Origin of the sequence: Mesorhizobium sp. B1-1-1 (genome assembly GCF_006442955.1) — a bacterium.
Classification (GTDB): domain Bacteria; phylum Pseudomonadota; class Alphaproteobacteria; order Rhizobiales; family Rhizobiaceae; genus Mesorhizobium.
The window spans coordinates 147,859-171,400 of the sequence record NZ_VFWW01000007.1; the positions used below are offsets into that span (position 1 = coordinate 147,859).

Below are 23,542 nucleotides of genomic sequence, written 5' to 3' on the forward strand. Positions count from 1 at the left end.
GCTTGCGGTCAGCTTGCTCCTGCCGCTTCGCGCGCCACGGCCTGCCAGCCAATGTCGCGGCGGCAGAAGCCCTGCGGCCAGTCGATACGGTCGAGCGCGGCATAGGCCTTCTCCTGCGCCTCGCCGACAGTCGCGCCGACCGCGGTGACGTTCAAGACGCGACCGCCATTGGCGACCAGCGCACCGCCATTGATGGCGGTGCCGGCATGGAAAATCTGGGCGCCCTGGCTGGCAGCCTCATCGAGCCCGCGAATGACCGAGCCTTTTTCGGGCGTCCCGGGATAGCCCCTCGCGGCCATGACGACGGTCAGTGCCGCCTCGTCGCTCCAGCGCGCCGATATGTGCGCGAGCTGGCCATCGACGGCGGCATTGAGCAGCACCAGCAGGTCGTCCTTCAGCCGCATCATCAGCACCTGGCATTCGGGGTCGCCGAAGCGGGTGTTGTATTCGATCAGCTTCGGCCCTTCGTCCGTTATCATCAGCCCGGCGAAGAGAATGCCGGCGAAGGAGGCACCCGTTAAAGCCATGCCGCGCATGGTCGGTTCGATGATCTCGCGCATGGTGCGCTCTACCATCTGCGGCGTCATTACCGGGGCCGGCGAATAGGCGCCCATGCCGCCGGTGTTGGGGCCGACATCACCGTCGCCGACGCGTTTGTGATCCTGCGCGGTGCCGAAGGGCAGTGCTGTAGTGCCGTCGCACAGGCAGAAGAAGCTGGCCTCCTCGCCGGTCAGAAACTCCTCGACCACGACTTCCGCGCCGGCCGTGCCGAAAGAGCCGTCGAAACAGGCGTCGAGCGCGGCCAGCGCCTCATCCATCGTCATTGCGACCGTGACGCCCTTGCCCGCGGCAAGGCCATCGGCCTTGATGACAATCGGCGTGCCCATCTTCTCGACATAGGCCTTGGCCGATGCCAGGTCTGAGAAACGGCCATAGGTGGCGGTGGGGATGTCATATCTGGCGCAGAGATCCTTGGTGAAGCCCTTCGATCCTTCGAGCCGCGCCGCCGCACGCGACGGGCCAAAGACGCGGATGCCCCAGCCACGCAGATCGTCTGATATGCCGGCCACCAGCGGCCCTTCCGGCCCAACCACTACGAGGTCGATCTGCTTGTCCTTGCAGAAGGCGGCGACAGCGGAATGATCGGCGATGTCGAGCTTGACCAGCTCCGCCTCGCGGCCGATGCCAGGATTGCCGGGCGCAGCATAGAGCTTGGTCAGCAACGGCGACGCGGCGATCTTCCAGGCGAGCGCATGTTCGCGGCCGCCGGAGCCGAGAAGAAGAACGTTCATGGCCACCTCTTGATGCCTGTAATCTTCCAAAGAACCCGCTATTGCTCTCTGGACGACGGGTCAAGGCATCCGGGCGATTTGGTCGAAATTGCGCACGGGAACGTTACCCCTGCCAGAAAATCGGCGGCGTCCTCCGCCGCCGATTTCGGGCAAGCGCCTCAGCTCTGGAAGACGATCGGGAACCAGTCCTCGCGCAGCTTCTGCCCCGGCTGCATGCCATGGCCATGATAGGGCGGCGAGGTGCGCCCCGGCCGTTCGACATAACGGGCGTCGTCGCCGACCCAGCGCAGCGAAAGCGCCCGCCGCCGCGCCGCAGTGAGGTTGCCGCGTGCGCCATGCGCTGTCCTGAAATCGAACAGGATAGCATCGCCCGGCTCCATTTCCCATTCAAGCACCTCCAGCGAGGAGTCCGTGTCTGGATCCGGCACCGGCAGGTAGTCACCCTCGTCGCCATAGAAATTGCTGTCGTCGAGCCAGCGCACCGGCAGGATCATCTTGTCCCATTTGTGCGAGCCGGCAATCAGCCGCAGCGTTGCCTCCTTTACAGGGTCGATAGGGATCCAGAAGCTCACTGTCTGCCGGCCGTCGACAAAATAATAGGGGATGTCCTGATGCCAGGGCGTCGGCTTCTGCGTGCCCGGTTCCTTGACCAGGACATGATCGTGGAAGAACTGCGCCGTGCGCGACCGCATCACCGCGGCCGCCAGTTCGGCCGCCGGCGATTCGCGCACCAGCTCGACGAATTCTGGAATGCGTTCCCAGTTGCAGTAGTCGTCGAAGAAGCTGCCTCGCCCATTGGCGATATCCGACGCGGTGGCGCTGCGGTTTTGCATGTTGCGCTCGATGCCGGCGGCGATCGTTTCGACCCAGTCCTTGAAAGCGCCGCGGATGCAGACAGCGCCGTCGCGCTGGTAATCCGCTATTGTCCGCGCATCGATCAAGCCTGTGTCGATCGCGCGAGGTGCGGTCTGGGAAGCCATGGCATTCTCCTTTCAGGGATCGATGCCACTATCGCAAGCCTCTTTCATTCAGTAAAATAATAACTTCTCATCTGTCACATAGTGCCACTCTATGAGTCTGACCCTAACGCAGCTGCGCTATTTGGTTGCCGTCGCTCGCCACGGCAACGTTACCGGCGCGGCCAGGGCGCTGAACGTCTCACAGCCGTCCATTTCGGTGGCGATCGACGCGGTCGAACAGGATTTCGGCCAGAAACTCTTCGTGCGCCAGCGCGGAAGCGGCGTTTCGCTGACATCCTTCGGCCGCGCCGTGGTGGCCAAGGCGAAACAGGTCCTTGCCGAGACGGACGAGCTCATCGGTCTCGGCTCGCGCAAGTCGGCGCTCGGGGGCGAACTGGTGCTCGGATGCTTCGAAGATCTGGCGCCTTATTTCGCGCCGGCCCTGATCCGCGCCTTCTCGGAACGCCATCCTGAGGTTGCAGTGATCGTGCGCGACGAGACCTTCGAGACGCTCGGGCGGCGCCTCGGCGATGCCGCCGTCGACCTCGGGCTCACCTATGATCTTGGGCTGCCTTCGCATTTCGCCCGCATCCTGCTGCATGAGCTCAGGCCGCACGCGCTTTTGCCGGCTGGACACGCGCTGGCGGATCGTCCCGATGTCAGCCTGGCCGATCTGGCCGCCTATCCGCTGATCACGACGGACCAGCCGCATAGCTGGCAGCACATGCTGGACCTGTTCCGCAGCCGTGGCCTGTCGCCGGTCGCCGACAGGCAGACAAGCTCGTTCGAACTCCAGCGCAGCATGGTGGCCAACGGCTTCGGCGTCGCCGTCAGTTACACGAGGCCGCATGGCGACCGCAGCTATGACGGCTTGCCTCTCGTCTGCAAGCCGCTTTCCGATCCGCTGCCCATGCAGCGCATCCTCCTCACCCATGACACGCACCAGCGCCTGCCCAATGCCGTGCTGGCCTTCGTCGACGTGGCAAAGAGCTGGTTCTCCGCCCGCGACATCTTCGCCTCCTGAAGCGCTGACGAATGCCACTGCCCTGCTCGCCGCTTGACGGTTTGCGCGGCTGCTGCCACTCCATCGTTCATGGAAACGGTTCAGTCGAAAGCAGCCCAGGGCCGCGTCGCCGACGCGCCGAACGGCCATTGGGTGTACCGCGTGCTGCCGCGGCCGATATGGCCCTATGCGCAGCTTGCCCGATGGGACAGGCCGATCGGCTGGCAGTTGCTTCTGTGGCCGTGCTGGTGGTCCGCGGCTCTCGCGGCCAGCGCCTATCCGCGCCCGGGCGATCCGCTGCCTTCGCTGCTGCCGGCGCCCTTGTATCTCGTGCTGTTCCTGGCCGGCGCCATCGCCATGCGCGGCGCCGGTTGCACCTATAATGATCTGGCCGACGAGGACATCGACAATCAGGTCGAGCGCACGCGCTCGCGGCCGCTTCCGTCGGGCAAGGTCACGCGGCGGGGGGCATGGCTGTTTGTCATCCTGCAGGCACTGGTCGGACTTGCCGTGCTCTTGCAGTTCAACAGCTTCGCCGTCCTGCTCGGCGTCTGTTCGCTGGCCATCGTCGCCATCTATCCATTCATGAAACGGATCACCAACTGGCCTCAACTGGTTCTCGGCCTTGCCTTTTCCTGGGGCGCGCTGATGGGATGGGCGGTTGAGTTCGGCGACCTGGACGGGCCGGCCGTCATGCTCTATCTCGGCTCGATCCTGTGGGTGATCGGCTACGACACGATCTATGCGCACCAGGACAAGGAAGACGACGCCATCGTGGGCGTACGCTCGACCGCGCGCCTGTTCGGCGACAATACCAAATCGTGGCTGGTCGGGCTTTATGGCGGCGCGCTTGTCTGCTTCGCCATCGCCTTCGCTTCGGCGCAGGCCCCTGTCGTGGCTCTGGCCGGACTTATCGCCGCCGGCGCCCACATGGCGCGGCAGATCCTGGTGCTGGATATCGACAATCCGGATCAATGCCTGCGGCTGTTCAGGTCGAACAACCAGGTCGGCTGGCTGATCTTCCTCGGCCTCATCGGCGGCGCGCTGTGGGTGGCGCTGAAGCCGCTGGTATAGTTTTCTTTCCCTTCTCCCCGTTTACGGAGAGAAGGTGGCGGCAGCCGGCGCCAGCCTTCCAGACAGAATTTCAGCCTATTCGCGCGCGATGATCTCCTCGCCGCCGATCACCAGCCTGAGACCGAGGTCACCCGCCCTGCGGCGGGCGAGGAAGCGCGGGCGGCGCATGGTCGAAACGCGGCCCTTGCGGCGATCCTGCGGCGGCAGCGTCTTGATGGCCGCGCCGAGCGATTCCTCCAGCGTGCGGGCGATGCCGTCCGATTCGATCAACAGCATCGGCAGGCGATAGGCGTCGGCCCAGGCGCGCCAGTCGGCGGCGACGTCGTCGAGATCGTCGGCCACCAGCAGCGGCACCGACAGCATCGGATCATTGTGCAGGAGTTCCAAAGTCACCGTGACGTTACCTTCCGGGTCCTCCATCGCGCGGGCGGCAACGCCGCGGAACGCATTAGCGGGCAGAGCGATGATCGCCGGTACGCCGCTCATCTCGAGCAGGCGGCGGATCACGGCGCCACGGTGGTCGATGGTGAAGGTCACGTCGCCATAGTCGTCGCGCGTGGCGTAGCTTACCACCTGCGGCAGGCGGAATGGGTCGAGGCGCATGTTGCGTCCCGCCCAGACTGGCTTCAGTCCAGTGTTCATTGAATGCCTTCCTGTTTCTCCTGAGAGCCGGTGTCCGGTTCTCTCCGGGCCAGTTTTCCCGGCCTCGTTATGGGGAAACAGTAGCGCGGCCTCCTTACCGCCGCGCTTAAGAAAGTCGGTTAAATTTTGCTGATCACGGGGATGGTTATCGGAATGCGACCGAGCGCTTGAATCCGAAAGGATCAGATAACCTTACCAGGATTCATGATGCCGGCCGGGTCGAAGGCCTGCTTGACCCTGCGCATCAGGTCTATCGCCATCGGCGGGGCGGTGGCGATCAGTTCGTCCCGCTTCAACTGGCCGATGCCGTGCTCGGCCGAGATCGAGCCGTGGAAGGAGCGCACGACGTCGTGCACGGCCTTGTTCATGGGGTGGTAGAGATCGAGGAACGCCTGGTCGTCGCCGTCAACTGGCCGCGAGATGTTATAGTGGAGATTGCCGTCGCCCATATGGCCGAAGCAGACCACGCGCGCTCCGGGGCTGACCGAAGCCACCGCGCCGGCGGCCTCTTCGATGAAACGTGGGATCGATGCCACCGGGACCGAAATGTCATGCTTGATCGAGGCGCCCTCGGGCTTCTGCGCGTCGGGCAGCACCTCGCGAAAATTCCAGAAGGCATCGCCTTGCGCAAGGCTGGCCGCGATCACCGCATCGCCGACGACTTCCTGTTCCAGCCCGGCCCCGAGCACGTCCTCGATCAAGGCCCTGGCATCTTCCGGTGAACGGCCGGACGAGATCTGCATCAGCACATACCACGGCCAATCCTGCGCCAGCGGCCGCACCACGCCCTGGGCATGCGCCAGCGTGAAATCGTAGGGCCGCTTGCCGATCAGTTCGAAGGCGGTGAGCGCGGCGCCGGCGCGGTCCGTCGCCAGGCTGAACAGCGACAGCGCCGCCGCGGCCGACGGCAGGCCGACGAACGCGACCTCGCGACCTTTCGGCTTCGGGAACAGTTTCAGCACCGCGGCCGTGATGATGCCGAGCGTGCCTTCGGCGCCGACGAACAGGTTCTTGAGGTCGTAGCCGGTATTGTCCTTCTTCAGCTTGCGCAGATCGTCGAACACTTCGCCCGTCGGCAGCACCACCTCGACGCCAAGGCAAAGCTCGCGCGCATTGCCATAGGCCAGCACGCCGGTGCCGCCGGCATTGGAAGAAAGGTTGCCGCCGATCTGGCAGGAGCCCTGCGCGGCCAGCGACAGCGGAAACAGCCGGTCGGCGGCATCGGCCGCTTCCTGCAACGTCTGCAAGATGACGCCGGCCTCCGCCGTCACGGTGTTGGACAAGACATCGATCTCGCGGATGCGGTTCAGCCGCGACAGGGACAGCACGATCTCGCGGCCGGAGTTGTCCGGCACCTGGGCGCCGACCAGCCCGGTATTGCCGCTTTGCGGCACGACCGGCGTTGCCGTCTCGGTCGCCAGCCGCATGATCCGGCTGACCTCCTCCACACTGCCTGGCCGCAGCACAAGCGATGTCGCGCCATGCCACAGCCCGCGCCGTTCGGTGATGTAGGGTGCTATATCGCGCTGGTCGCGCAGCGCGTATTTCTCACCGACGATCGCCGCGAAGCGGTCGAAGAGAGCGGTGTCGGGAATCTCGGCGATGTCGGTCATGTGCGCGAAACTATGTTGGCGGCAAGCTATTGTCACGCGGCGCGGCGGCCCGCGAAAGCCGATCGTTGATCGCTTCGCCGAGCCCGTCGAAGGGAACGGGTTCGACGGCGATGATCCGCGCGCCGCTGCGATCGAGTTCCTGCATGTAGGCGAAAAGATTGCTCGCCGCTTCGCGCAGGTCGCCAGCCTCGGACAGATTGAGGCAGGCGGCCGCGTTTTGCCAGCCTTCAGCGCGACGTTTGCCGAAGGCCAGCAGCGCCTCGCCTTCGCCGACGGTCCCGGCGTTGAGCCGCACCGCGGCGTCAGGCGCATAGTGCGAGGCAAGCATGCCCGGCGCCTCGACACCGGCGTCGGCGCCGCGCAACAACTCCATGCCGACGACCGCCTCGATTTCCTGGGCGGCAATCCCGCCGGGCCTCAGCAGACGCAATTTTCCCTCTTCGGCCTTGACGATGGTCGATTCCAGCCCGACCGGCGTCGCCCCGCCATCGACGACCAGCTTTATGCGTGCGCCGAGATCAGCCGCCACGGCTTGCGCCGTCGTCGCGCTGATCCTGCCGGAGGAATTGGCGCTCGGGGCCGCAAGCGGCCGGCCGAGCCTTGCAATCAGGTCGCCGCCAAAGCCCCTCGGCATGCGCAAGGCGATCGTGTCGAGCCCGGCGCTGACCAAAGGATGGGTGCCGTTGCCGGGCCGCTGCGGCAGCACCAGCGTCAAAGGACCTGGCCAGAACGCAAGCGCCAATTTCCTCGACAGCGGATCGAACACAGCGATGCGCTCGGCCATCTCCATATCGGCGATATGGGCGATCAGAGGGTTGAAGCGCGGCCGCCCCTTGGCCTCGAAGATGCGCGCCACGCCGATGCCGTTGGTGGCGTCGCCGGCGAGCCCATAGACGGTCTCGGTCGGAATGGCGACCACCTCGCCGCTTTCAAGCAGCGCCAATGCCCGTTCCATCGCCTCGCCGACGGCAAGAATTTCAGCCACTCTGGTCACCTCACGAATGCCGGCTGCGTAGTACGATGGCGTCCAAGGGGCAAGCCCGGCCCTTGGCGATTTAACAATCCCTAAAATGCTACGGTTCCGCGAAAGCCGGCATCAATTCCGACCCGCTATCGTGGGGCTTCCGGGCAATGGGGAGCTTTCATCGTGTCTGTGCGTATTTGGGGAACGCTGGGTGTCACTCTGGCGGCGATGGCCGGCGGGGCCCAGGCCTCGTCACTGGTCTTTCCCGGAGCGCCGTCCGCAACGCCGTCCATTGTCACGCTGGAGGCAGCCGACGCTGCCCAGGCAGGCGATACGCGGTCGGTCACCGCACTCGGAGACCCTGACGTCACCTATGAAAAGGTGGCGGCGATCCCGAACGCGCCTGAGGCGCGGCACGGCTTCCTGCAAAACCCGATGATCATTCGCGGCGGTATCGTCGGCAGCGCCTTCTCGACGCCCACGCAGGCCAAGGTGCCGGCCACTGCCCCTGCAACCGCCACCGCTTCGACGGCACCGGCGGCGAATGGGCAGAAGACCCCGGCGACATCACCGGCAGCCGCGCCGGCGGCGGCAGCGCAGCAGCCCGTCCCTGGAGTCGGCAAGCTCAAGTAGCGGCTGTCTTGACGTCGGTCCGGCGTCCGGCACCATTGCCGGACAGGCCGCTTTTGCGCCGTGGACGAGTGTCGCCGCCTGAAGTCTCTAGCCCGCGATCTTGGAGAAATCCGCAACCTGGTCGGTGGCCGCGCGGATGCGGGCGAGCAGCGCCAATCGATTGGCGCGCACGGCCTGATCCTCATCATTCACGAGAACGCGTTCAAAGAATGAATCAACCGGTTCGCGCAAAACGCTAAGCGCCAGCATGGCGGCGGAAAAGTCTTCGTTTTGAATCGCTTCGCCGGCTTGCTTCTCGGCCTGATTCACCGCCGCGAACAGCGATTTCTCGGCATCCTCGCGGAACAGCGCGGGCTCGACGGTTTCGGCGATCGCCGTTTTCTTCTTCTCCTCGGCAGCCAAAATATTGGCCGCGCGCTTGGTGCCGGCAAGCAGGTTCTTGCCGTTCTCGGTGTCGAGGAAAGTGCCGAGCGCCTCGACGCGGCGTACGATCTGCAGCAGGTCATCCGACTGCGGCGTGATGACAGCGTCGATCAGGTCGTGGCGAGCGCCCTGATCGCGCAGGTAGACTTTCAGGCGGTCGTGGAAGAAGGCGAGGAGGTCTCGGACCTGATCCGTACTGCCAACCGTGTAATTCATGGAGGCGCTGCCGAAGATCGTCGTCAGCCCCAGTCGAATGCGGTTCTCGACCAAAATCCTCACCACGCCGAGCGCAGCGCGGCGCAGCGCGTAAGGATCCTTCGAGCCGGTCGGTTTTTCATCGATGGCCCAGAAGCCGACAAGCGTATCCAGCTTGTCGGCGAGCGCGACGGCGATCGACACCGGATCGCTCGGCACGTAATCGGACGGCCCCTGCGGTTTGTAGTGCTCTTCGATGGCTGCCGCCACGGACGGATGCTCGCCCTGGAGCAACGCGTATTTGCGGCCCATGGCGCCCTGCAATTCGGGAAACTCGCCGACCACTTCGGTGGTCAGATCGGCCTTGGCGAGAACCGCGGCGCGAGCGGCGAGCGCGGGATCGGCGCCGACGAGCGGCGCCAGTTCCTCCGCCAATCGCCTGATCCGCTCCACGCGCGCGCCCTGCGTGCCAAGCTTGGCATGGAAGGTCACATTGAGGTGGTCGAGGCGCGCGATGCGCTGGTCGAGAGGCTTCTTCAGGTCAAGCCCGAACTTTCTCGCCGACGCCTCGAGCTCGGCGAGATCGGGCAGATCGCCCTGGTCGGTCGTCCAGAAATAGAGCGCGTCGGAGAGGCGCGCGCGCACCACCTTGCCGTTGCCCTGGGCGATCTCCTTGCCGCCGTCGCTCGCCTCGATGTTGGCGGTGAGGATGAAGCGGTTGGAAAGTTCGCTGATCTCCCCCCTTGAGGGGGAGATGCCCGGCAGGGCAGAGGGGGTCGTCTCATGTGGAGCGCCGGCGTCCTCTGTGTGCGAAAGGGAGTCGCGTCCCGTCGTGCCGACCCCCTCTGTCGGCTTCGCCGACATCTCCCCCTCGAGGGGGGAGATTGGGCGCGATGTCACAAAGCACTTCTGGTTGGCGCGGATGGTCAGGCGGATCACCTCGGCCGGAATGGCCAGGAAAGCGTCTTCGAACGCGCCCATCAGCACGACAGGCCATTCCACCAGCCCGGACACCTCTTCCAGAAGCCCCTCGTCCTCGACCAGATCCAGCCCGTTGGCGAAAGCGAGGTTGCGGGCATCGGCAAGGATGATCTCCTTGCGCCGGTCGGCGTCGAGCACGACCTTGGCCGCTTCCAGCTTGCTTACATAATCGTCGAAGCGGCGCACGGTGATTTCGCCGGGCGCGTGAAAGCGGTGGCCGTAAGTGACATTGCCCGAACGGATGCCGTCGATCTCGAAATCGACCACGACCGGCTCCTCGGTTTCCGGACCGAAGGTGCACAGGATCGATTGCAGCGGCCGTACCCAGCGCAGCGAGCCGGGCTTGGCCGAGGCCGGCCCCCAACGCATCGATTTCGGCCACGGGAAATTGCGGATGATGTCAGGCACCAGTCCGGCGATGATCTCTTCCGCCGCCCTGCCCGGCTTCGAGACATGGGCGACGTAGAAATCGCCTTTCTTCGGGTCGGAATGGACGTGTGCCTCGGCGACCGAGGAAAGCCCGGCCTTGCGCAGGAAGCCCTGGACCGCCTGTTCCGGCGCCGTCGTCGACGGCCCCTTGATCTCCTCGCGGATATCCTTCGAGCGCGCGGTCAGGCCCCTGATGTCGAGCGCCAGTCGCCGCGGTGTCCAGTACTCGCGCGCCGCCTCGTAGGTCAGCCCTGCCTCGACCAGGCCGTCGGTCAGCATCTTCCTCAGATCGCCCGCCGCCTTGCGCTGCATGCGGGCCGGGATTTCCTCGGAGCGAAGTTCGAGCAAAAGATCCGGCATCAGAGTGTCTCCGCCCGCATGCCATTTTCCTGTTCGCGCGTCCTCGTGCCTCCGGCGCTGCGGGCGCGCGGCTGGGCCGGGATTTCCTCGGAGCGAAGTTCGAGCAAAAGGTCCGGCATCAGAGTGTCTCCGCCCGCATGCCATTTTCCTGTTCGCGCGTCCTCGCGCCTCCGGCGCTGCGGGCGCGCGGCTGGGCCGGGATTTCCTCGGAGCGAAGTTCGAGCAAAAGATCCGGCATCAGAGTGCCTCCGCCCGCATGCCATTCTCCTGTTCGCGCGTCCTCGCGCCTCCGGCGCTGCGGGCGCGCGGCTGGGCCGGGATTTCCTCGGAGCGAAGTTCTAGAAGCAGGTCAGGCATGGATAGCTCCTCACCCTCCCCTCGATGGGGAGGGTCGGCGCGTCAGCGCCGGGGTGGGGTGGCGGCGTCTCAATCTCAAGCGCCTTCGGCGTCTGGCGGGCGAAGGTCTGATTTCGTTCTTCCACCGCCGCATAGATCGTATCGAGCACGGAATCCAGTTCGTTTTTGATTTCGTAGTTCCAGAAACGGATGACACGATAGCCCTGACTTTCGAACCATTTTGTCCGAACTTCATCGTGTCGTTGCTGACGATCGAAACTGTGGTGAGCGCCGTCCACCTCGATGATCAGCTTCAGGCGGTGCGAGATGAAATCAGGGAAGTAAATACCGACCGACGCCTGCTTGCGAAAATGCGTGCCTTCCACCGGGATGCGCCATAGGTGCCGCCACAAGATGCGTTCTTCGTCGGTCATCGCCGCACGAAGCCGTTGCGCCGACCGCAGTTTGAACCGATCGAGTTTCGGCATGAGAAGTCGCGCTGTCACCCCCCACCCGCCGCTTCGCGGCGACCTCCCCCATCCAGGGGGAGGTAAAGAGGCCATAGCAACTCGGCTGGCCGCTGTCACCCTTTCCAGAAATTTTGGGCGTCCTGTCGGGACGGGATGATCCCACCCGTCCTTGGATCAAAGATTTCCATGAACCGAACGCAGCGCTGAAGCGACCCACGCTCAGGCAGAGAGCTATTGGCTGAACGACCATGAAAACGGCATCCAGACTTTTGCAAATCCTGGCGCTCAGCGCTTGCTTCACCGCTCAGGCCCATGGCGCCTTCTCGATGCCGGGCGTGCGCCAAGCATTGCGCATTATGGCCGGCCCGAGCGGCCAGATTCTATCGCCGATCAACGCTTCCCTCGATTTGATGAGGGAGGGTGCCTGAGCTCAGGCCGCCAATCCGCCGGCCTGCGTCTTCAAGAACGCCTCGCCACAGGCTTTCGCCAGATTGCGCACGCGCAGGATGTAGCTCTGCCGCTCGGTGACGGAGATCACGCCGCGCGCGTCGAGCAGGTTGAAGACGTGACTGGCCTTGATGCACTGGTCGTAGGCGGGAAACACCATGCTGTGCACAGGCAGATTGTCGTTCGATGCGGGCGCACCGGCATCGAGCAGTGCCTTGCATTCGGCCTCGGCATCGTCGAAGTGGCGCAGCAGCATCGTCGTGTCGGCGTATTCGAAATTGTGACGCGAATATTCCTGCTCGGCCTGCAGGAAGACATCGCCGTAGGTGACCTTGTCGGCGCCGTCGCGGCCGTTGAAATTGAGGTCGTAGACATTGTCGACGCCCTGCACATACATGGCCAGCCGTTCCAGACCATAAGTGAGCTCGCCCGCAACCGGCGCGCATTCGATGCCGCAGACCTGCTGGAAGTAGGTGAACTGCGACACCTCCATGCCGTCGCACCAGCATTCCCAGCCAAGGCCCCAGGCGCCCAGCGTCGGGCTTTCCCAATCGTCTTCGACAAAGCGGATGTCATGCAGCAGCGGGTCGATGCCGATCGCCGCCAAAGAGCCGAGATAGAGCTCCTGCAGATTGGGCGGATTGGGCTTCAGGATCACCTGATACTGGTAGTAGTGCTGCAGCCGGTTCGGATTCTCTCCGTAGCGGCCGTCCTTGGGGCGGCGCGAAGGCTGGACGTAGGCGGCGTTCCAGCGCCTCGGTCCAAGCGCCCGCAGCGTCGTGGCCGGATGGAAGGTGCCGGCACCGACCTCCATGTCGTAGGGCTGGAGGATCACGCAGCCATAGTCCGCCCAGTAATTGTGCAGAGTCAGGATCAGCCCCTGAAAGGAGCGGCTGGGATGCATATGGGCGGGGATTTCAATCGTCACGGTGGCCTCGGCTGCAAGGGCTGACTTGCGGCCCCGTCCTAGAGACACGGCGGCGAAGCGTCAAGCAAGGCGCGGGCGTCGCGAGGCATGTCGAAGGCTTTGCGAGCGGCTGGCCCATTGCCGGCGATGAGCACGTGCCTTCTGGTGAACGCTCACAACTCCGCCTCGCCAGACAACAGCTCAGCCATGCCCAACTCCATCACCGTCCGCCCGGTCACGCGCCAGGATTTCGCGCAATGGCTGCCGCTGTGGGACGGCTACAACGCGTTTTACGGGCGCTCGGGCGAGACGGCGCTGGCAGGCGAGATCACCGCCATGACATGGTCGCGCTTCTTCGACGCCTATGAGCCGGTGCATGCGCTGGTTGCCGAAAGTGAAGGACGGCTCGTCGGCCTCGTGCACTACCTCTTCCACCGCAGCACCACGGCGATCGCGCCAAACTGCTACCTGCAGGATCTTTTCACCGACGAGACCTTGCGCGGCAAGGGCATCGGCCGGGCTCTCATCGAGGGCGTCTACGAGCGGGCGCAGGCGGCCGGTTCGGGCCGGGTCTACTGGCTGACGCACGAGACCAATCACACCGCCATGAAGCTCTACGACAGGATCGGCGAACGCTCGGGCTTCGTCGTCTACCGCAAGCTGTTCTGACACGGCTGCCAACGAAAACGGAGCCCGACAAGGGCCCCGTTCGCGAGCAACATCATTTCATCTTAGCCCTTCGGCGCAGCCGGTGCCGGCTTGACCTTGGGGGTTTCCTGCGCCGTGTTGGACTCGATCGGCGGCAGGCCCTTCATCAGCTTCTGCTGCAAGGCGGCAAGCACGTCGGGATCCGGCTTCAGGTCGCGCGCCTGGTTCCACTGGAAGGTGGCTTCCAGCTTGCGGCCGACGCGCCAATAGGCGTCGCCGAGATGGTCGTTCAGCACCGGATCTTCCGGCTTCAGCGACACCGCGCGTTCCATTTCGCGCACCGCGTCATCGTACCTGCCGAGGCGGAAATAGGCCCAGCCCAGCGAGTCGACGATGTAACCGTCGCTCGGCCTGAGATCGACGGCCTTCTGTATCATCGCCAGGCCTTCCTTCAGGTTCATATTCATGTCGACCCAGGAATAGCCGAGATAGTTCAGCACCTGCGGCTGGTCGGGCTGCAATTCCAGCGCCTTGCGGAAATTCGGCTCGGCCTTCGGCCATTCCTTCAGCCGCTCATAGGCGATGCCCCGCTGGTAGAAGATATTCCAGTTGGCGGCGGTCGGCGTCTTCAGCGCCTCGACGGCCTTGTCGTAGAGATTGGCGGCGGAACGGAAATCCTCCTTCGACGAATAGACCCCACCAAGCGCCAGATAGGCGCGCATGTCGTTGGGATGCTTATCGACGAAGGCCTTCAGATGCGTGATCGCCTCGTCATGGCGATCGAGATCGGCCAGGTTGAGGCCAAGCTGTAAGTCCGAAAGCTCCTTCAGCGGCGAGGTATCCGGTATCCGTCGGTAGAGCGCGATGGCCCCCTCGCCGTCCTTCAGCTGTTCGGAAACGGCGGCAAGCTGCACCAGGGCGGCATCGCTGTCGGGTTTCAGCGCCAGCGCATATTGCAGATAGAGCCTGACGAAAGGCTCACCGCCGCCGCGATTGAGCGCGGTTGCCAGATCGAGCAATATCTCGGAGGCGCCGTCGGATGGGCCGGCTATGAAGGGCGGGATCTTGTCGCCCTTGCTGATCCTGTCGCGCAAGGCGACAATTTCCAGCTTGCCCGGCGAAAACGCCTCGGCCTGGTCGAGCACCGATACCGCCTTGGCCGTGTCGCCCTTGCGGGCCAGGAACGAGGCATAGGCCTGCGCATTGCGCATCCATGTTTCGGGAGCCGCGCTGCCGGCGGCGGTGTCCTGCATGGTCGCGGCATAGATCGCGTCGGCCTTCTCAGGCATGTTGGACGCGTCGGCGATCAGCGCGCGGTGGAAGGATTTGAACAGGCCGAACCAGTCCGGCCCCTGCAGCTTGTCGATGGATGCCATCGCCTCGCTGGGGTCGCCGGCGCCCTCTTGGGCCCAGCCGGACATGACGCCGGAGATCAGCCGGTCGAGATCGGATTCCAGCGACAGCTTCAACCAATACTGCGCCTTGGAAAAATCCTTCTTGTGGAAGGAATCGACCGCCAGCGCCAGGCGCGAGAACCGTTCGACGTCGGGAACTTCCTTGAGCTTGTCGGCATAGACAAGGGATTCGTCGAAGCGGCCTTGCGCGATCAGCGACAGCATCAGGCTCTGCTGCAGGCCCGTATCGCTTGGATCGAAGGCCAGGGCCTGCTTGTAGTAGGCAATGGCATTATCCAGGTCGTTGTCACCCTCGGCGATCCGGGCAGCCAGATAGGCTCCCGAGAAAGATGTGATCTTCACCGGTTCGGTGGTCTGCTTGGCATAGGCCGGCAGCGCCGAAATCGCCATGCCCGTCACAAGTGCCAGCCTTGTCAGCCAGCGCACACGTCCCTGCTGCATCGTATCCCTTTCAGCCAGGCGCCATCTCCGCGTCAGCGGGATCGACGTAGATTCGATCTTTCGGAGAAAAGCATGGCCTTTTTGGGGTCACGCTTCAATCCGCCTCGAATTCACAATCGGGTCACCCGATTAACAAACCATGCCGGCAAAGAACGGCTTTCAGCCCGAAACCGGCGCATCGGCGTCAGGAGTGCCCGGAAGACCGGAGGGCCGCAGGCGCGCGCCCTGATATCCGCCTGACGCCACCGCGCTGCACAGGCCGCTCCATTCACAGCCTCGGCAGGCCTCGCGCGTGAGGCCGGCCGAGAAGGCCTGCCGCATCCGCGCCAGCATGTCCGCACCGGGATCGAGGCGCGCACCGGCCCGGATTGGTCGCCCGAGCAAGGCGCCGGCATCGTGGGCGGCAACCCGGTCCCGCTCGGCGGCGCTGTCCCGCAGGCAATGTGGCTCCTGTTCATCCAGCAACGGTGCGCAGATGTCGTCCGGGCCGGACACGACCAGTATGTCCTCGCCCCGGCCAAGGCGCTGCGCGATACCGTCGTAGTTGGCCGTGAATGCGGGGCTGTATCCCTTGCCCACATAGGTGAGCAGGCAAAGGAGGTGATGAGCGCGCAGCCTTATCGTCACGGCTGGCGCTATTTCGCCTTGCCGCGCGGGAGCGCCATCAGCGTGGCGGCGCCAAGCGCCGACTTGAGCAGGCCACCGAGGACAAACGGCAGGAAGCCGAAGGCAACAGCCTTCTCGGCGCCGATGATGACGGCGAGCCACGCCGTGCCAAGGGCTAGGCACAGCAGGTTGCCGAGCAGCATGGCGGCAAAGGCAAGCACGACCCTGCCGCCGTTCCAACCGCGCTCCGCCAGCCAGCCGACCAGTACGCCGACAACCGGGAAGGCGAAGAGGTAGCCGCCCGTCGGACCAATGAAATGTTGTACGCCGGCAGCCCCGCCGGCCAGAACCGGGAAGCCGACCGCACCCTCGGCCAGCCAGGCGGCGATGGTGATCGCGCCCAGCCGCCAGCCGTAGAGCGCGCCGACCAGCGTCACGGCAAAGGTCTGCATCGTCACCGGAACCGGCACCATCGGCACCTCGATGTAGGAGGACAGCGCCAGGAACAGGGTGCCGAGCACGACGGCGCCCGCCTGCCAGCCGAGCGATCGCTCCTGAAGCCGGAGCGGGCTGAAGGACGGTTTTGCGGACGAGAACGCGATGTCGGTCATAGGGGCTCCCTTGGTCGATCCAAAATTATAGATAATTTTTGCCTTCGATCTATTATCGAAGCCACAATTTTCGGACGATGGCAAGGCACGCCTTGCGCAAGGCGGTTAGCCCACGATCGCGAAGGCCTCTCGCGTGGTGCCGGAGGCTGTCCTGACCGGCTTGCGGCCAATCCATTGCACGTGCCGCCCCAATGTCGCCGCGGCCGATTCGGTGTTGCCCTGCCGCAAGGCGGCCAATATCGCCCGGTGGTCCTGGTCGGTACGGGTCTCCCATTCCGAGCGCCATGCGGCGAACAGGAAACGGGCGCTTGCGGCGTGCAGGTCATCGATGGTGGCGAGAAGACGCGACATGCCGCATGGCGTCAGGATCAACCGGTGAAAGGCGCGGTTGGCTTCTTCCCACGACCTGACGTCCCGGGATTTGTCGCCGGCCTTGCTGGCCTCCTCGGCCCGATCGAGAATAGCGGAGGTCAGATGCGGCGCCGCGTGGCGCAGCGCCAGCACTTCGAGCGCCGCCCGCATTTCGGCGACCTCCTTGACCTCGCCGAGGTCGAAAGCCGCCACGCGCACGCCGCGGCGCGGTTCGCTGACGGCGAGGCCTTGCGCCTCGAGGCGGCGAAAGGCCTCGCGCACGGGCACATGGCTGGTATTAAACTCCTCGGCGACATGGTCCTGCCGCAACCGGGCGCCAGGCTCGATCGCGCCCGAGATGATGCGATCCGCCAGAACCTTGCCGATGCGCACCGCGATGGTGTCGTCCGTGCCCTTTGCCATGTTTTATAGATAATTTGCAGCCGGGCAGCTTGTCGAGGCGGCGGAGACGGATTCACGGATTTCTCCCCAGCACGAGCCAGAGGAGAGCTGCGTGAAAGGCAGCGGCTCAGTTCACCCGGCTGATGCAGAAGTCGATGACGTCGATCAGCGCCGATTTCTGCGGCGTCGCCTCCAGCGGCGCCAGCGCGTCGCGGGCGATCTCGCCGAAATGACGGGCGCGCCCGATCGTGTCGGCGATCGCGCCGTGGTGGGTCATCAGCCCGATCGCCTTTTCGAGGCCGGCGTCATCGGTGACATTGTCCTCGATGGCCCGCTTCCAGAAGGTGCGCTCGGCCTTGCTGCCGCGCCGGTAGGCGAGAATGACCGGCAGCGTCACCTTGCCCTCGCGAAAATCGTCGCCGACATTCTTGCCCAGATCCTTGCTGGTGCCGCCATAGTCCAGCGCATCGTCGATCAGCTGGAAGGCGAGCCCGAGATTCATGCCGTAGGAGCGCAAGGCGGCGCGGTCGTTGCGCGTCGCCTGGGCGATGACGGGGCCGACCTCGGCGGCAGCCGAGAACAAGGCCGCGGTCTTGGCCTTGATGACGGCGAAATGCTCGTCCTCGGTGGTCTCCAGGTTCTTGGCGGCGGCAAGCTGCATGACCTCGCCCTCGGCGATGATCGAGGCCGCGCTCGACAGGATGTCGAGCGCCTCCAGCGAACCGACATCGACCATCATGCGGAATGCCTGGCCAAGCAGGAAGTCGCCGACCAGCACGCTCGCCTGGTTGCCCCAGATCATGCGGGCCGTCTTCTTGCCGCGTCGCATGCCGCTCTCGTCGACGACGTCGTCGTGGAGCAGCGTCGCCGTGTGCATGAACTCGACCGATGTAGCGAGCTTGACGTGGCCCTCGCCGGCATAGCCGAACATCTGTGCGGCGGCGAGCGTCAGCATTGGCCTGAGCCGCTTGCCGCCCGACGAGATCAAGTGGTTGGCGACCTCCGGGATCATCTCGACATCGGATCCGGCCTTCGACAGGATCAATTCGTTGACGCGCCCCATGTCGGCCGCCGTCAGGTCGATCAGATCCTTGATGGAGGCGGGTTCCCGCTTTCCGTTTTCGATGTTGAGAACGACACCCACGACAAACTCTCCCGTCTGATGTAACGCGTGCGACGGCACCCTTAGTTCCGTTACGGACTCTAGGGCGGCGAACGCGGCCACGGCAAGTGGCGAATTGGCGCGGCTTCTCTGGTTTCGGGCCTCGCATGCGTTTACATGAACGCGGCAAACTGAGAGTTTCGTCAGATGATAGAGCTCATTCGCACCAACGACGCCGTCATCATCTCCTTCGTCGAATCGCTGATGCGCGATGCCGGCATCGGCTGCTTCGTGGCCGACCAGAATATGAGCGTGCTCGACGGCTCGCTCGGCATCCTGCCGCGGCGCGTCATGGTCGACGCCGACAAGGCCGACGCGGCGCGGCGCATCCTGACGGATGCCGGCATCGCCAACGAGATCCGCCAAAAATAATGTCCGCCGCGCCAGCCGCCCTCGCCCCGGACACGCCAGCCCACACGGTCGATGCCTTCCATCGCGGCCGGTTCTGGCTGGTGCAGCCCAAGCATGGCGGCCATCGCGCCGGCATGGACGCCATGATGCTGGCGGCTGCCGTGCCGTCCTCCTTCGGCGGGCGTCTCGCCGATTTCGGCGCCGGCGCCGGTGCCGCGGCACTTGCCGTTCTGGCGCGCTGCCCGACGGCCCGGGCCGTGCTGGTCGAACGCGCGCCGGAAATGGCGGCTTTCGCCGCGGCCACGCTCGCGCATCCCGGCAACGCTCACCTCGTCGACCGCGCTTCGGTGCTCGTCGCCAATGTCGCGCTTTCGGGCCGCGCCAGGACGGCGGCCGGCCTCGGCGACAATGATTTCGATTTCGTCATCATGAATCCGCCCTTCAACGCCGCGCAGGACCGCGCCACGCCCGAGCGCTTGAGAAAGGAAGCGCATGTCATGGAGGACGGGCTGTTAGAGGGCTGGATCCGCAGCGCCGCAGCAGTGGTCAGGCCGCGCGGCGGGCTTGCCGTCATCGCGCGGCCCGAGCAACTCGGTTCGCTTCTCGATGCGATCGCGGGCCGTTTCGGCGACGCCGAGATGCTGGCCGTGCATCCCCGCCCCGATGCCGCGGCGATCCGCATCATCGTCAGGGCAACGCTCGGGGCGCGCGGCAAACTCGCTATTCGGCCGCCTTTGATGCTTCACGCGCAGACGGGCGACGGCCCGTCGGAACGGACGGAGATGATCAACAACGGCCTCGCCTCCTTGTTCGGAGATTGAACACAACCTGGCCGCGATGGCCGCGGCATTGCCGTTGGCCTTGAAATTCCTACATGCTGGCAACCCATCGAGCGGAGATCGACCTCAGTGAAACGCCTTTTCAACCGCCTGCTGCCGAAATCCTGGCGTTCCACGGTCGTCACCATTCCGGTTATCCGGTTGCACGGCACCATCCTGGCGGGCGGCGGCCCGTTCCGTCCCAGCCTGTCGCTTGCCTCCACCGCCGGGCTGATCGAAAAGGCGTTTTCCTTCGATGCGCCTGCCATCGCCATCTCCATCAATTCGCCCGGCGGCTCGCCGGTGCAGTCGCGGCTGATCTTCAAGCGTATCCGCGACCTGGCGACCGAGAAGAACAGAAAGGTGCTGGTCTTCGTCGAGGACGTCGCTGCCTCGGGCGGCTACATGATCGCGGTCGCCGGCGATGAGATTTTCGCCGACCCGTCGTCCATCGTCGGCTCGATCGGCGTGGTCTCGGCTTCGTTCGGCTTCCCGGAGCTGATGAAGAAGATCGGCGTCGAGCGCCGCGTCCACACCGCTGGCCAGAACAAGTCGGTGCTTGATCCATTCAAGCCCGAGAAAAAGGAAGACATCGAACGGCTGAAGGCGCTGCAGCTCGAAGTGCACGAAACCTTCATCGATCTGGTCAAGGAGCGGCGCGGCACCAAGCTCAAGGACGATCCCGACCTGTTCACGGGCCTGTTCTGGACCGGCAAGCGCGGCCTGGAGCTTGGGCTTGTCGATGCGCTCGGCGACATGCGATCCGTGCTCAAGACGCGGTTCGGGGCGAAAACCCAACTCAAGCTGATCTCGGCGCCGCGCGGTTTGTTCGGCCGCTTCGGGCTGTTCGGCTCGAGCAAGGGCTTTTCGGCGCCCGACATTGCCGCCGCTGCCACCGGCGGCGTGCTCGATGCGGCGCAAGAGCGCGCTCTGTGGGCGCGCTTCGGGCTTTGAAAACCCGGCAAAACCGTCTAGCATGAACCTCGAAGTTCCATGCATGTCGTTTTTCTCCAGAAACCGCCTTTGGACGACATGCGCCAACCGACCCGACCGGCCGCCCTTCGCCGGCCCAGCGTGGGAGGAGTTTTGATATGCCGCAGATCATTTTCTTCGCCGTCGTCGGGATCGCCGCCTATTTTGGCTACCGCACCTTCATCCGCGAGGCCGAGCGCGTAACCGCCAAGGTGCGGCGCACCGAAAAGCAGACGGCAAACGGCGCGATGGGGACGCTGGTGAAGGATCCGAAGACCGGCGAGTACCGGCTGGCCAAGGACTGATCCTCATTTCACTCGCAATCGAGAGCCTGGAATCCGGCCAGCGCGTCCGGATATGGCGGGCGCCCGCCAAGATAAACCTCGCTCTGCATGTCACCGGCAGGCGCGATGACGGGTATCATCTGATCGAAAGCCTGGCGGTGTTCACGCGCTTTGGCGACAGGATGGAGATCGCGCTTGCCGAGCGAGACGATTTCAGCGTGTCCGGCCGCTACGCTCCGGATGTTCCCGTCGACGGCAGCAATCTGGTGCTCAGGGCGCGTGACGCGCTGCGGCAGGCAGCCGGTCCTCGCGGCACGCCGCCGGTCGCCATCAAGCTTGAAAAGAACCTGCCCGTCGCTTCCGGCGTCGGCGGCGGATCGAGCGATGCGGCAGCCGTTCTGCGCGGGCTTGCGGCGGGCTGGCAACTCGACATCGACGATGCCGCGCTGGCGCGGATCGGGCTTTCGCTTGGCGCCGATATTCCCATGTGCCTGGCGGCCAGGCCGCTGATTGCACGCGGCATCGGCGAGGTGCTGTCGATCGTGCCTGATTTCTCGGCGCTCGGACTGGTGCTGGTCAATCCCGGCAAGGCGGTCTCGACGGCCGACGTATTCAACGCGCTGTCGCGGCGCGACAATGAAGCGCTGCCGCCGCTGCCGCGCGTGGTCGACTTCCACAGCCTGCGCAACTGGTTGGAGATTACGCGCAACGACCTCGAGCCGGCGGCCCGCGCCATCGAGCCCGCCATCGGCAAGGCACTTTCTGTTCTGAACAAGGCCGGAGCCGGTTTTGCCCGCATGTCGGGTTCCGGCGCCACCTGCTTCGGCTTGTTCGAGACCGGCAACGTCGCCAAGCGCGCGGCCGCCGATATCCGTGCCCGGCAACCCGATTGGTTCGTCGCCGCGACGCGCAGCATGACGGCGGAGGCAGATGCCCATGGCCAGGACTGACGAGAGCCGTTCCTTCATTCCGGTCCGCATCGCGGTGCTGACCGTTTCCGACACGCGCAGCCTTGCCGACGACAGGTCCGGCCAGACGCTGGCCGACCGCATCGCGGAAGCCGGCCACATCCTTGCCGCCCGCGATATCGTCACCGACGATGGAGACAAGATCCGCAACAAGGTGCTCGGCTGGTCGAAGGATGATGGGATCGATGTGGTCATCACCACCGGCGGCACCGGCTTCACCGGGCGCGACGTGACGCCGGACGCGCTGGAGCCGATCTTCGAAAAGCGCATGGATGGTTTTTCCGAGGTGTTCCACCGCATTTCCTACGACAAGATCGGCACCTCCACGATCCAGAGCCGGGCGACCGGCGGCGTCGTCAACGCCACCTTCGTCTTCGTGCTGCCGGGCTCGCCCGGCGCCTGCAAGGATGCCTGGGACGGCATCTTGAAGGCGCAGCTCGACTACCGGCACATGCCCTGCAACTTCGTCGAGATCATGCCGCGCCTGGACGAGCACCTGCGGCGCGGCATGTCGGCTCCGTGAAAGCCGAGGCAAGGCGCTGGTTTCACGCCGCGTTTGCCAGGCAGAACACCGCCTTCGCCTTCGAAAGACCATTCCAAACCGGATGCGGCAGGACGTATCGTCTCGCGGCGGCGGCCATCGCCGTTGAAGACGGGCGGACGCGATGACAGTGCATAATGGCGGGTGCCATTGCGGCAACATACGCCTTCGATTTTCAACCGAGCTCGATCCATCGAAAATCGAGGTTCGCGCCTGCCAGTGCTCGTTCTGTACCAAGCATGGCTCGCGCGCCGTCGCCGATCCGGACGGCAGACTGGTCATCTCAGTCAAGGACATCCAGCGATTGAAGAAATACCGTTTTGGATTGGGGACGGCCGACTACCTGATCTGCGGTGAATGCGGTGTCTATACCGCCGCAATCGCCGGAGAGGACGATGCCAGGGCAATCGTCATCATCAACGCCCTGGACGATCAAAGGTCGTTCAGTCAGGAACCGATCCCGGTCGACTACGACGCGGAAAGCAAGACACAGCGTCAAGCCAGACGTCGTCTTCGCTGGATGCCTGTGGAGATGCGTTTTAGCGAATGACCGGCTCGCCGTGGAAGCGCCGGCGCGAGGACCGCGAGACACCGAAACCACTTCCATCATCAGCCGCGGCCTGCGCGCCGGCACCCGCGTGATCGGAAGCTAGCTGCGCGTCACATGTGCAACGCACGTAGACAGAGCAGCTGCAAAATCATTTGGGCGGGCGGTGCTCTTGTGTTGCCGGAGCGGCCCAGATTTCGGCATCCAGCCGCTTGGTCGCCAGGCCGCGAGCGAGGGCCTCGGCGCTGCCGGCTCTTTTCGACAAGGATGTGGCCTGGCGCTTGCTGATCAGCAGCCCGTCGGCCAAGGCACGGTTTCCCGAGAAGATACGGGCCAGGAATGGCGCGCGGCCGGCGCGTGTGCGTGAAAACCGCGCCGCCATGGTTTGCCTCGCTGTATGCGCAACGACCTCGTCGATCCATCCGTCGACCAGCCGCGCGCCCGGTTCCAGCAGCAACAGCCAATCGCCTTTCGCGTGCCGGATGGCCGCCGCGACGCCGTCGGTCGCATACTGGCACCCGGCATGCTCGGCGACGCGATGGGTCTGGTCGGTGGAACCGGTGTCGCAGACGATGACCTCGCGCACCACGCCCTCGACCGCGCCGCCGATCAGCGTCGCCAGGGTGCGAGCGAGGCCCTCCTCGTCATTGTGGGTCTCTATGAGAACGGTGAGCATCATTTGCCGAATAGCGGAAAG

General features: G+C 64.8%; 26 protein-coding genes. 12 read left to right on the forward strand and 14 right to left on the reverse strand.

The window, feature by feature from the left end; genetic code table 11:
* Positions 1-8: 8 nt before the first annotated feature.
* Complete coding sequence (gene purD / locus FJ986_RS16035) at positions 9-1,292, reverse strand: phosphoribosylamine--glycine ligase (protein ID WP_140674989.1); 1,284 nt, start codon at positions 1,290-1,292, stop codon at positions 9-11.
* 158 nt (positions 1,293-1,450) lie between these two features.
* Positions 1,451-2,272, reverse strand: a complete 822-nt coding sequence (locus tag FJ986_RS16040) for a phytanoyl-CoA dioxygenase family protein (protein ID WP_140671809.1) — start codon at positions 2,270-2,272, stop codon at positions 1,451-1,453.
* A gap of 91 nt (positions 2,273-2,363) precedes the next feature.
* Between FJ986_RS16040 and FJ986_RS16045 the strand changes: the two genes are divergently transcribed.
* Both FJ986_RS16045 and ubiA read left to right on the forward strand, forming a co-directional pair.
* Complete coding sequence (locus FJ986_RS16045; RefSeq protein ID WP_140674992.1) at positions 2,364-3,275, forward strand: LysR family transcriptional regulator; 912 nt, start codon at positions 2,364-2,366, stop codon at positions 3,273-3,275.
* A gap of 69 nt (positions 3,276-3,344) precedes the next feature.
* The gene (ubiA, locus tag FJ986_RS16050; protein ID WP_140674995.1) at positions 3,345-4,328 is read left to right on the forward strand and encodes a 4-hydroxybenzoate octaprenyltransferase; all 984 of its coding nucleotides are present in this window, start codon (positions 3,345-3,347) and stop codon (positions 4,326-4,328) included.
* 75 nt (positions 4,329-4,403) lie between these two features.
* Here the strand turns inward: ubiA and FJ986_RS16055 are convergent, their stop codons facing one another.
* The 3 genes from FJ986_RS16055 to FJ986_RS16065 all read right to left on the reverse strand — a co-directional run bounded on the left by FJ986_RS16055 (position 4,404) and on the right by FJ986_RS16065 (position 7,568).
* Positions 4,404-4,970: a DUF6101 family protein gene (locus FJ986_RS16055; RefSeq protein ID WP_140498020.1), complete on the reverse strand. Its 567-nt coding sequence runs from the start codon at positions 4,968-4,970 to the stop codon at positions 4,404-4,406.
* Between the two features lie 182 nt (positions 4,971-5,152).
* Positions 5,153-6,583, reverse strand: coding sequence for an FAD-binding oxidoreductase (locus FJ986_RS16060; RefSeq protein WP_140674998.1), 1,431 nt, complete (start codon positions 6,581-6,583; stop codon positions 5,153-5,155).
* A 10-nt stretch (positions 6,584-6,593) separates the two neighbouring features.
* The gene (locus tag FJ986_RS16065; RefSeq protein ID WP_181181894.1) at positions 6,594-7,568 is read right to left on the reverse strand and encodes an L-threonylcarbamoyladenylate synthase; all 975 of its coding nucleotides are present in this window, start codon (positions 7,566-7,568) and stop codon (positions 6,594-6,596) included.
* Between the two features lie 162 nt (positions 7,569-7,730).
* Between FJ986_RS16065 and FJ986_RS16070 the strand changes: the two genes are divergently transcribed.
* Positions 7,731-8,180, forward strand: coding sequence for a hypothetical protein (locus FJ986_RS16070; RefSeq protein ID WP_140559365.1), 450 nt, complete (start codon positions 7,731-7,733; stop codon positions 8,178-8,180).
* Between the two features lie 87 nt (positions 8,181-8,267).
* On the opposite strand, the gene glyS is transcribed toward FJ986_RS16070, so the two are convergent.
* Both glyS and FJ986_RS16080 read right to left on the reverse strand, forming a co-directional pair.
* On the reverse strand, positions 8,268-10,568 hold the full coding sequence (gene glyS / locus FJ986_RS16075; protein ID WP_140558229.1) for a glycine--tRNA ligase subunit beta: 2,301 nt from the start codon (positions 10,566-10,568) through the stop codon (positions 8,268-8,270).
* A 338-nt stretch (positions 10,569-10,906) separates the two neighbouring features.
* Entirely contained in the window at positions 10,907-11,392 is a 486-nt protein-coding gene (locus FJ986_RS16080; protein ID WP_140675004.1) for a DUF559 domain-containing protein, read from the reverse strand.
* 230 nt (positions 11,393-11,622) lie between these two features.
* Between FJ986_RS16080 and FJ986_RS16085 the strand changes: the two genes are divergently transcribed.
* The gene (locus tag FJ986_RS16085; RefSeq protein ID WP_140675007.1) at positions 11,623-11,802 is read left to right on the forward strand and encodes a hypothetical protein; all 180 of its coding nucleotides are present in this window, start codon (positions 11,623-11,625) and stop codon (positions 11,800-11,802) included.
* Positions 11,803-11,804: 2 nt separating this feature from the next.
* Here the strand turns inward: FJ986_RS16085 and FJ986_RS16090 are convergent, their stop codons facing one another.
* Positions 11,805-12,725 (reverse strand): glycine--tRNA ligase subunit alpha, encoded by a 921-nt coding sequence (locus tag FJ986_RS16090; protein WP_181181898.1) that lies wholly within the window; start codon positions 12,723-12,725, stop codon positions 11,805-11,807.
* Between the two features lie 210 nt (positions 12,726-12,935).
* On the opposite strand from FJ986_RS16090, the gene FJ986_RS16095 reads away from it, so the two are divergent.
* Positions 12,936-13,397 (forward strand): GNAT family N-acetyltransferase, encoded by a 462-nt coding sequence (locus FJ986_RS16095; RefSeq protein WP_140558231.1) that lies wholly within the window; start codon positions 12,936-12,938, stop codon positions 13,395-13,397.
* 62 nt (positions 13,398-13,459) lie between these two features.
* Here FJ986_RS16095 and FJ986_RS16100 read toward each other — a convergent pair whose 3' ends face one another.
* From FJ986_RS16100 to FJ986_RS16120, 5 genes are all read right to left on the reverse strand, one after another.
* Positions 13,460-15,232 (reverse strand): tetratricopeptide repeat protein, encoded by a 1,773-nt coding sequence (locus FJ986_RS16100; protein ID WP_140559361.1) that lies wholly within the window; start codon positions 15,230-15,232, stop codon positions 13,460-13,462.
* Positions 15,233-15,391: 159 nt separating this feature from the next.
* Positions 15,392-15,859 carry a DUF1284 domain-containing protein gene (locus FJ986_RS16105; RefSeq protein WP_140675012.1) on the reverse strand — a complete coding sequence of 156 codons (468 nt, stop codon included), beginning with the start codon at positions 15,857-15,859 and terminating at the stop codon, positions 15,392-15,394.
* Between the two features lie 8 nt (positions 15,860-15,867).
* Positions 15,868-16,449 (reverse strand): biotin transporter BioY, encoded by a 582-nt coding sequence (locus FJ986_RS16110; protein WP_140675015.1) that lies wholly within the window; start codon positions 16,447-16,449, stop codon positions 15,868-15,870.
* A 105-nt stretch (positions 16,450-16,554) separates the two neighbouring features.
* On the reverse strand, positions 16,555-17,223 hold the full coding sequence (locus FJ986_RS16115; protein WP_140497988.1) for a GntR family transcriptional regulator: 669 nt from the start codon (positions 17,221-17,223) through the stop codon (positions 16,555-16,557).
* A 106-nt stretch (positions 17,224-17,329) separates the two neighbouring features.
* Positions 17,330-18,346 (reverse strand): polyprenyl synthetase family protein, encoded by a 1,017-nt coding sequence (locus FJ986_RS16120; RefSeq protein WP_140514769.1) that lies wholly within the window; start codon positions 18,344-18,346, stop codon positions 17,330-17,332.
* Positions 18,347-18,511: 165 nt separating this feature from the next.
* Here FJ986_RS16120 and FJ986_RS16125 point away from each other — a divergent pair, with 165 nt between their 5' ends.
* The 7 genes from FJ986_RS16125 (at position 18,512) to FJ986_RS16155 (ending at position 22,848) form a co-directional block, all read left to right on the forward strand.
* Positions 18,512-18,736 carry a DUF2007 domain-containing protein gene (locus FJ986_RS16125; RefSeq protein WP_135901951.1) on the forward strand — a complete coding sequence of 75 codons (225 nt, stop codon included), beginning with the start codon at positions 18,512-18,514 and terminating at the stop codon, positions 18,734-18,736.
* A complete protein-coding gene (locus FJ986_RS16130) occupies positions 18,736-19,536 on the forward strand; it encodes a methyltransferase (protein WP_140514767.1) in 801 nt (266 codons plus the stop codon). Before FJ986_RS16125 ends, FJ986_RS16130 begins: the two co-directional genes overlap by 1 nt.
* An 87-nt stretch (positions 19,537-19,623) precedes the next feature.
* A complete protein-coding gene (locus FJ986_RS16135; RefSeq protein WP_140675018.1) occupies positions 19,624-20,487 on the forward strand; it encodes a S49 family peptidase in 864 nt (287 codons plus the stop codon).
* Between the two features lie 137 nt (positions 20,488-20,624).
* A complete protein-coding gene (locus FJ986_RS16140; RefSeq protein ID WP_140497980.1) occupies positions 20,625-20,810 on the forward strand; it encodes a hypothetical protein in 186 nt (61 codons plus the stop codon).
* Positions 20,811-20,836: 26 nt separating this feature from the next.
* The gene (locus FJ986_RS16145) at positions 20,837-21,739 is read left to right on the forward strand and encodes a 4-(cytidine 5'-diphospho)-2-C-methyl-D-erythritol kinase (protein ID WP_140675021.1); all 903 of its coding nucleotides are present in this window, start codon (positions 20,837-20,839) and stop codon (positions 21,737-21,739) included.
* Positions 21,726-22,280 carry a molybdenum cofactor biosynthesis protein B gene (gene moaB, locus FJ986_RS16150; RefSeq protein WP_140564282.1) on the forward strand — a complete coding sequence of 185 codons (555 nt, stop codon included), beginning with the start codon at positions 21,726-21,728 and terminating at the stop codon, positions 22,278-22,280. The genes FJ986_RS16145 and moaB overlap by 14 nt, the downstream gene beginning before the upstream one ends.
* Before the next feature lie 322 nt (positions 22,281-22,602).
* Positions 22,603-22,848, forward strand: a complete 246-nt coding sequence (locus tag FJ986_RS16155; RefSeq protein ID WP_140675024.1) for a hypothetical protein — start codon at positions 22,603-22,605, stop codon at positions 22,846-22,848.
* Positions 22,849-22,996: 148 nt separating this feature from the next.
* On the opposite strand, the gene FJ986_RS16160 is transcribed toward FJ986_RS16155, so the two are convergent.
* The gene (locus tag FJ986_RS16160) at positions 22,997-23,521 is read right to left on the reverse strand and encodes a glycosyltransferase (RefSeq protein WP_140675199.1); all 525 of its coding nucleotides are present in this window, start codon (positions 23,519-23,521) and stop codon (positions 22,997-22,999) included.
* Positions 23,522-23,542 lie beyond the last annotated feature (21 nt).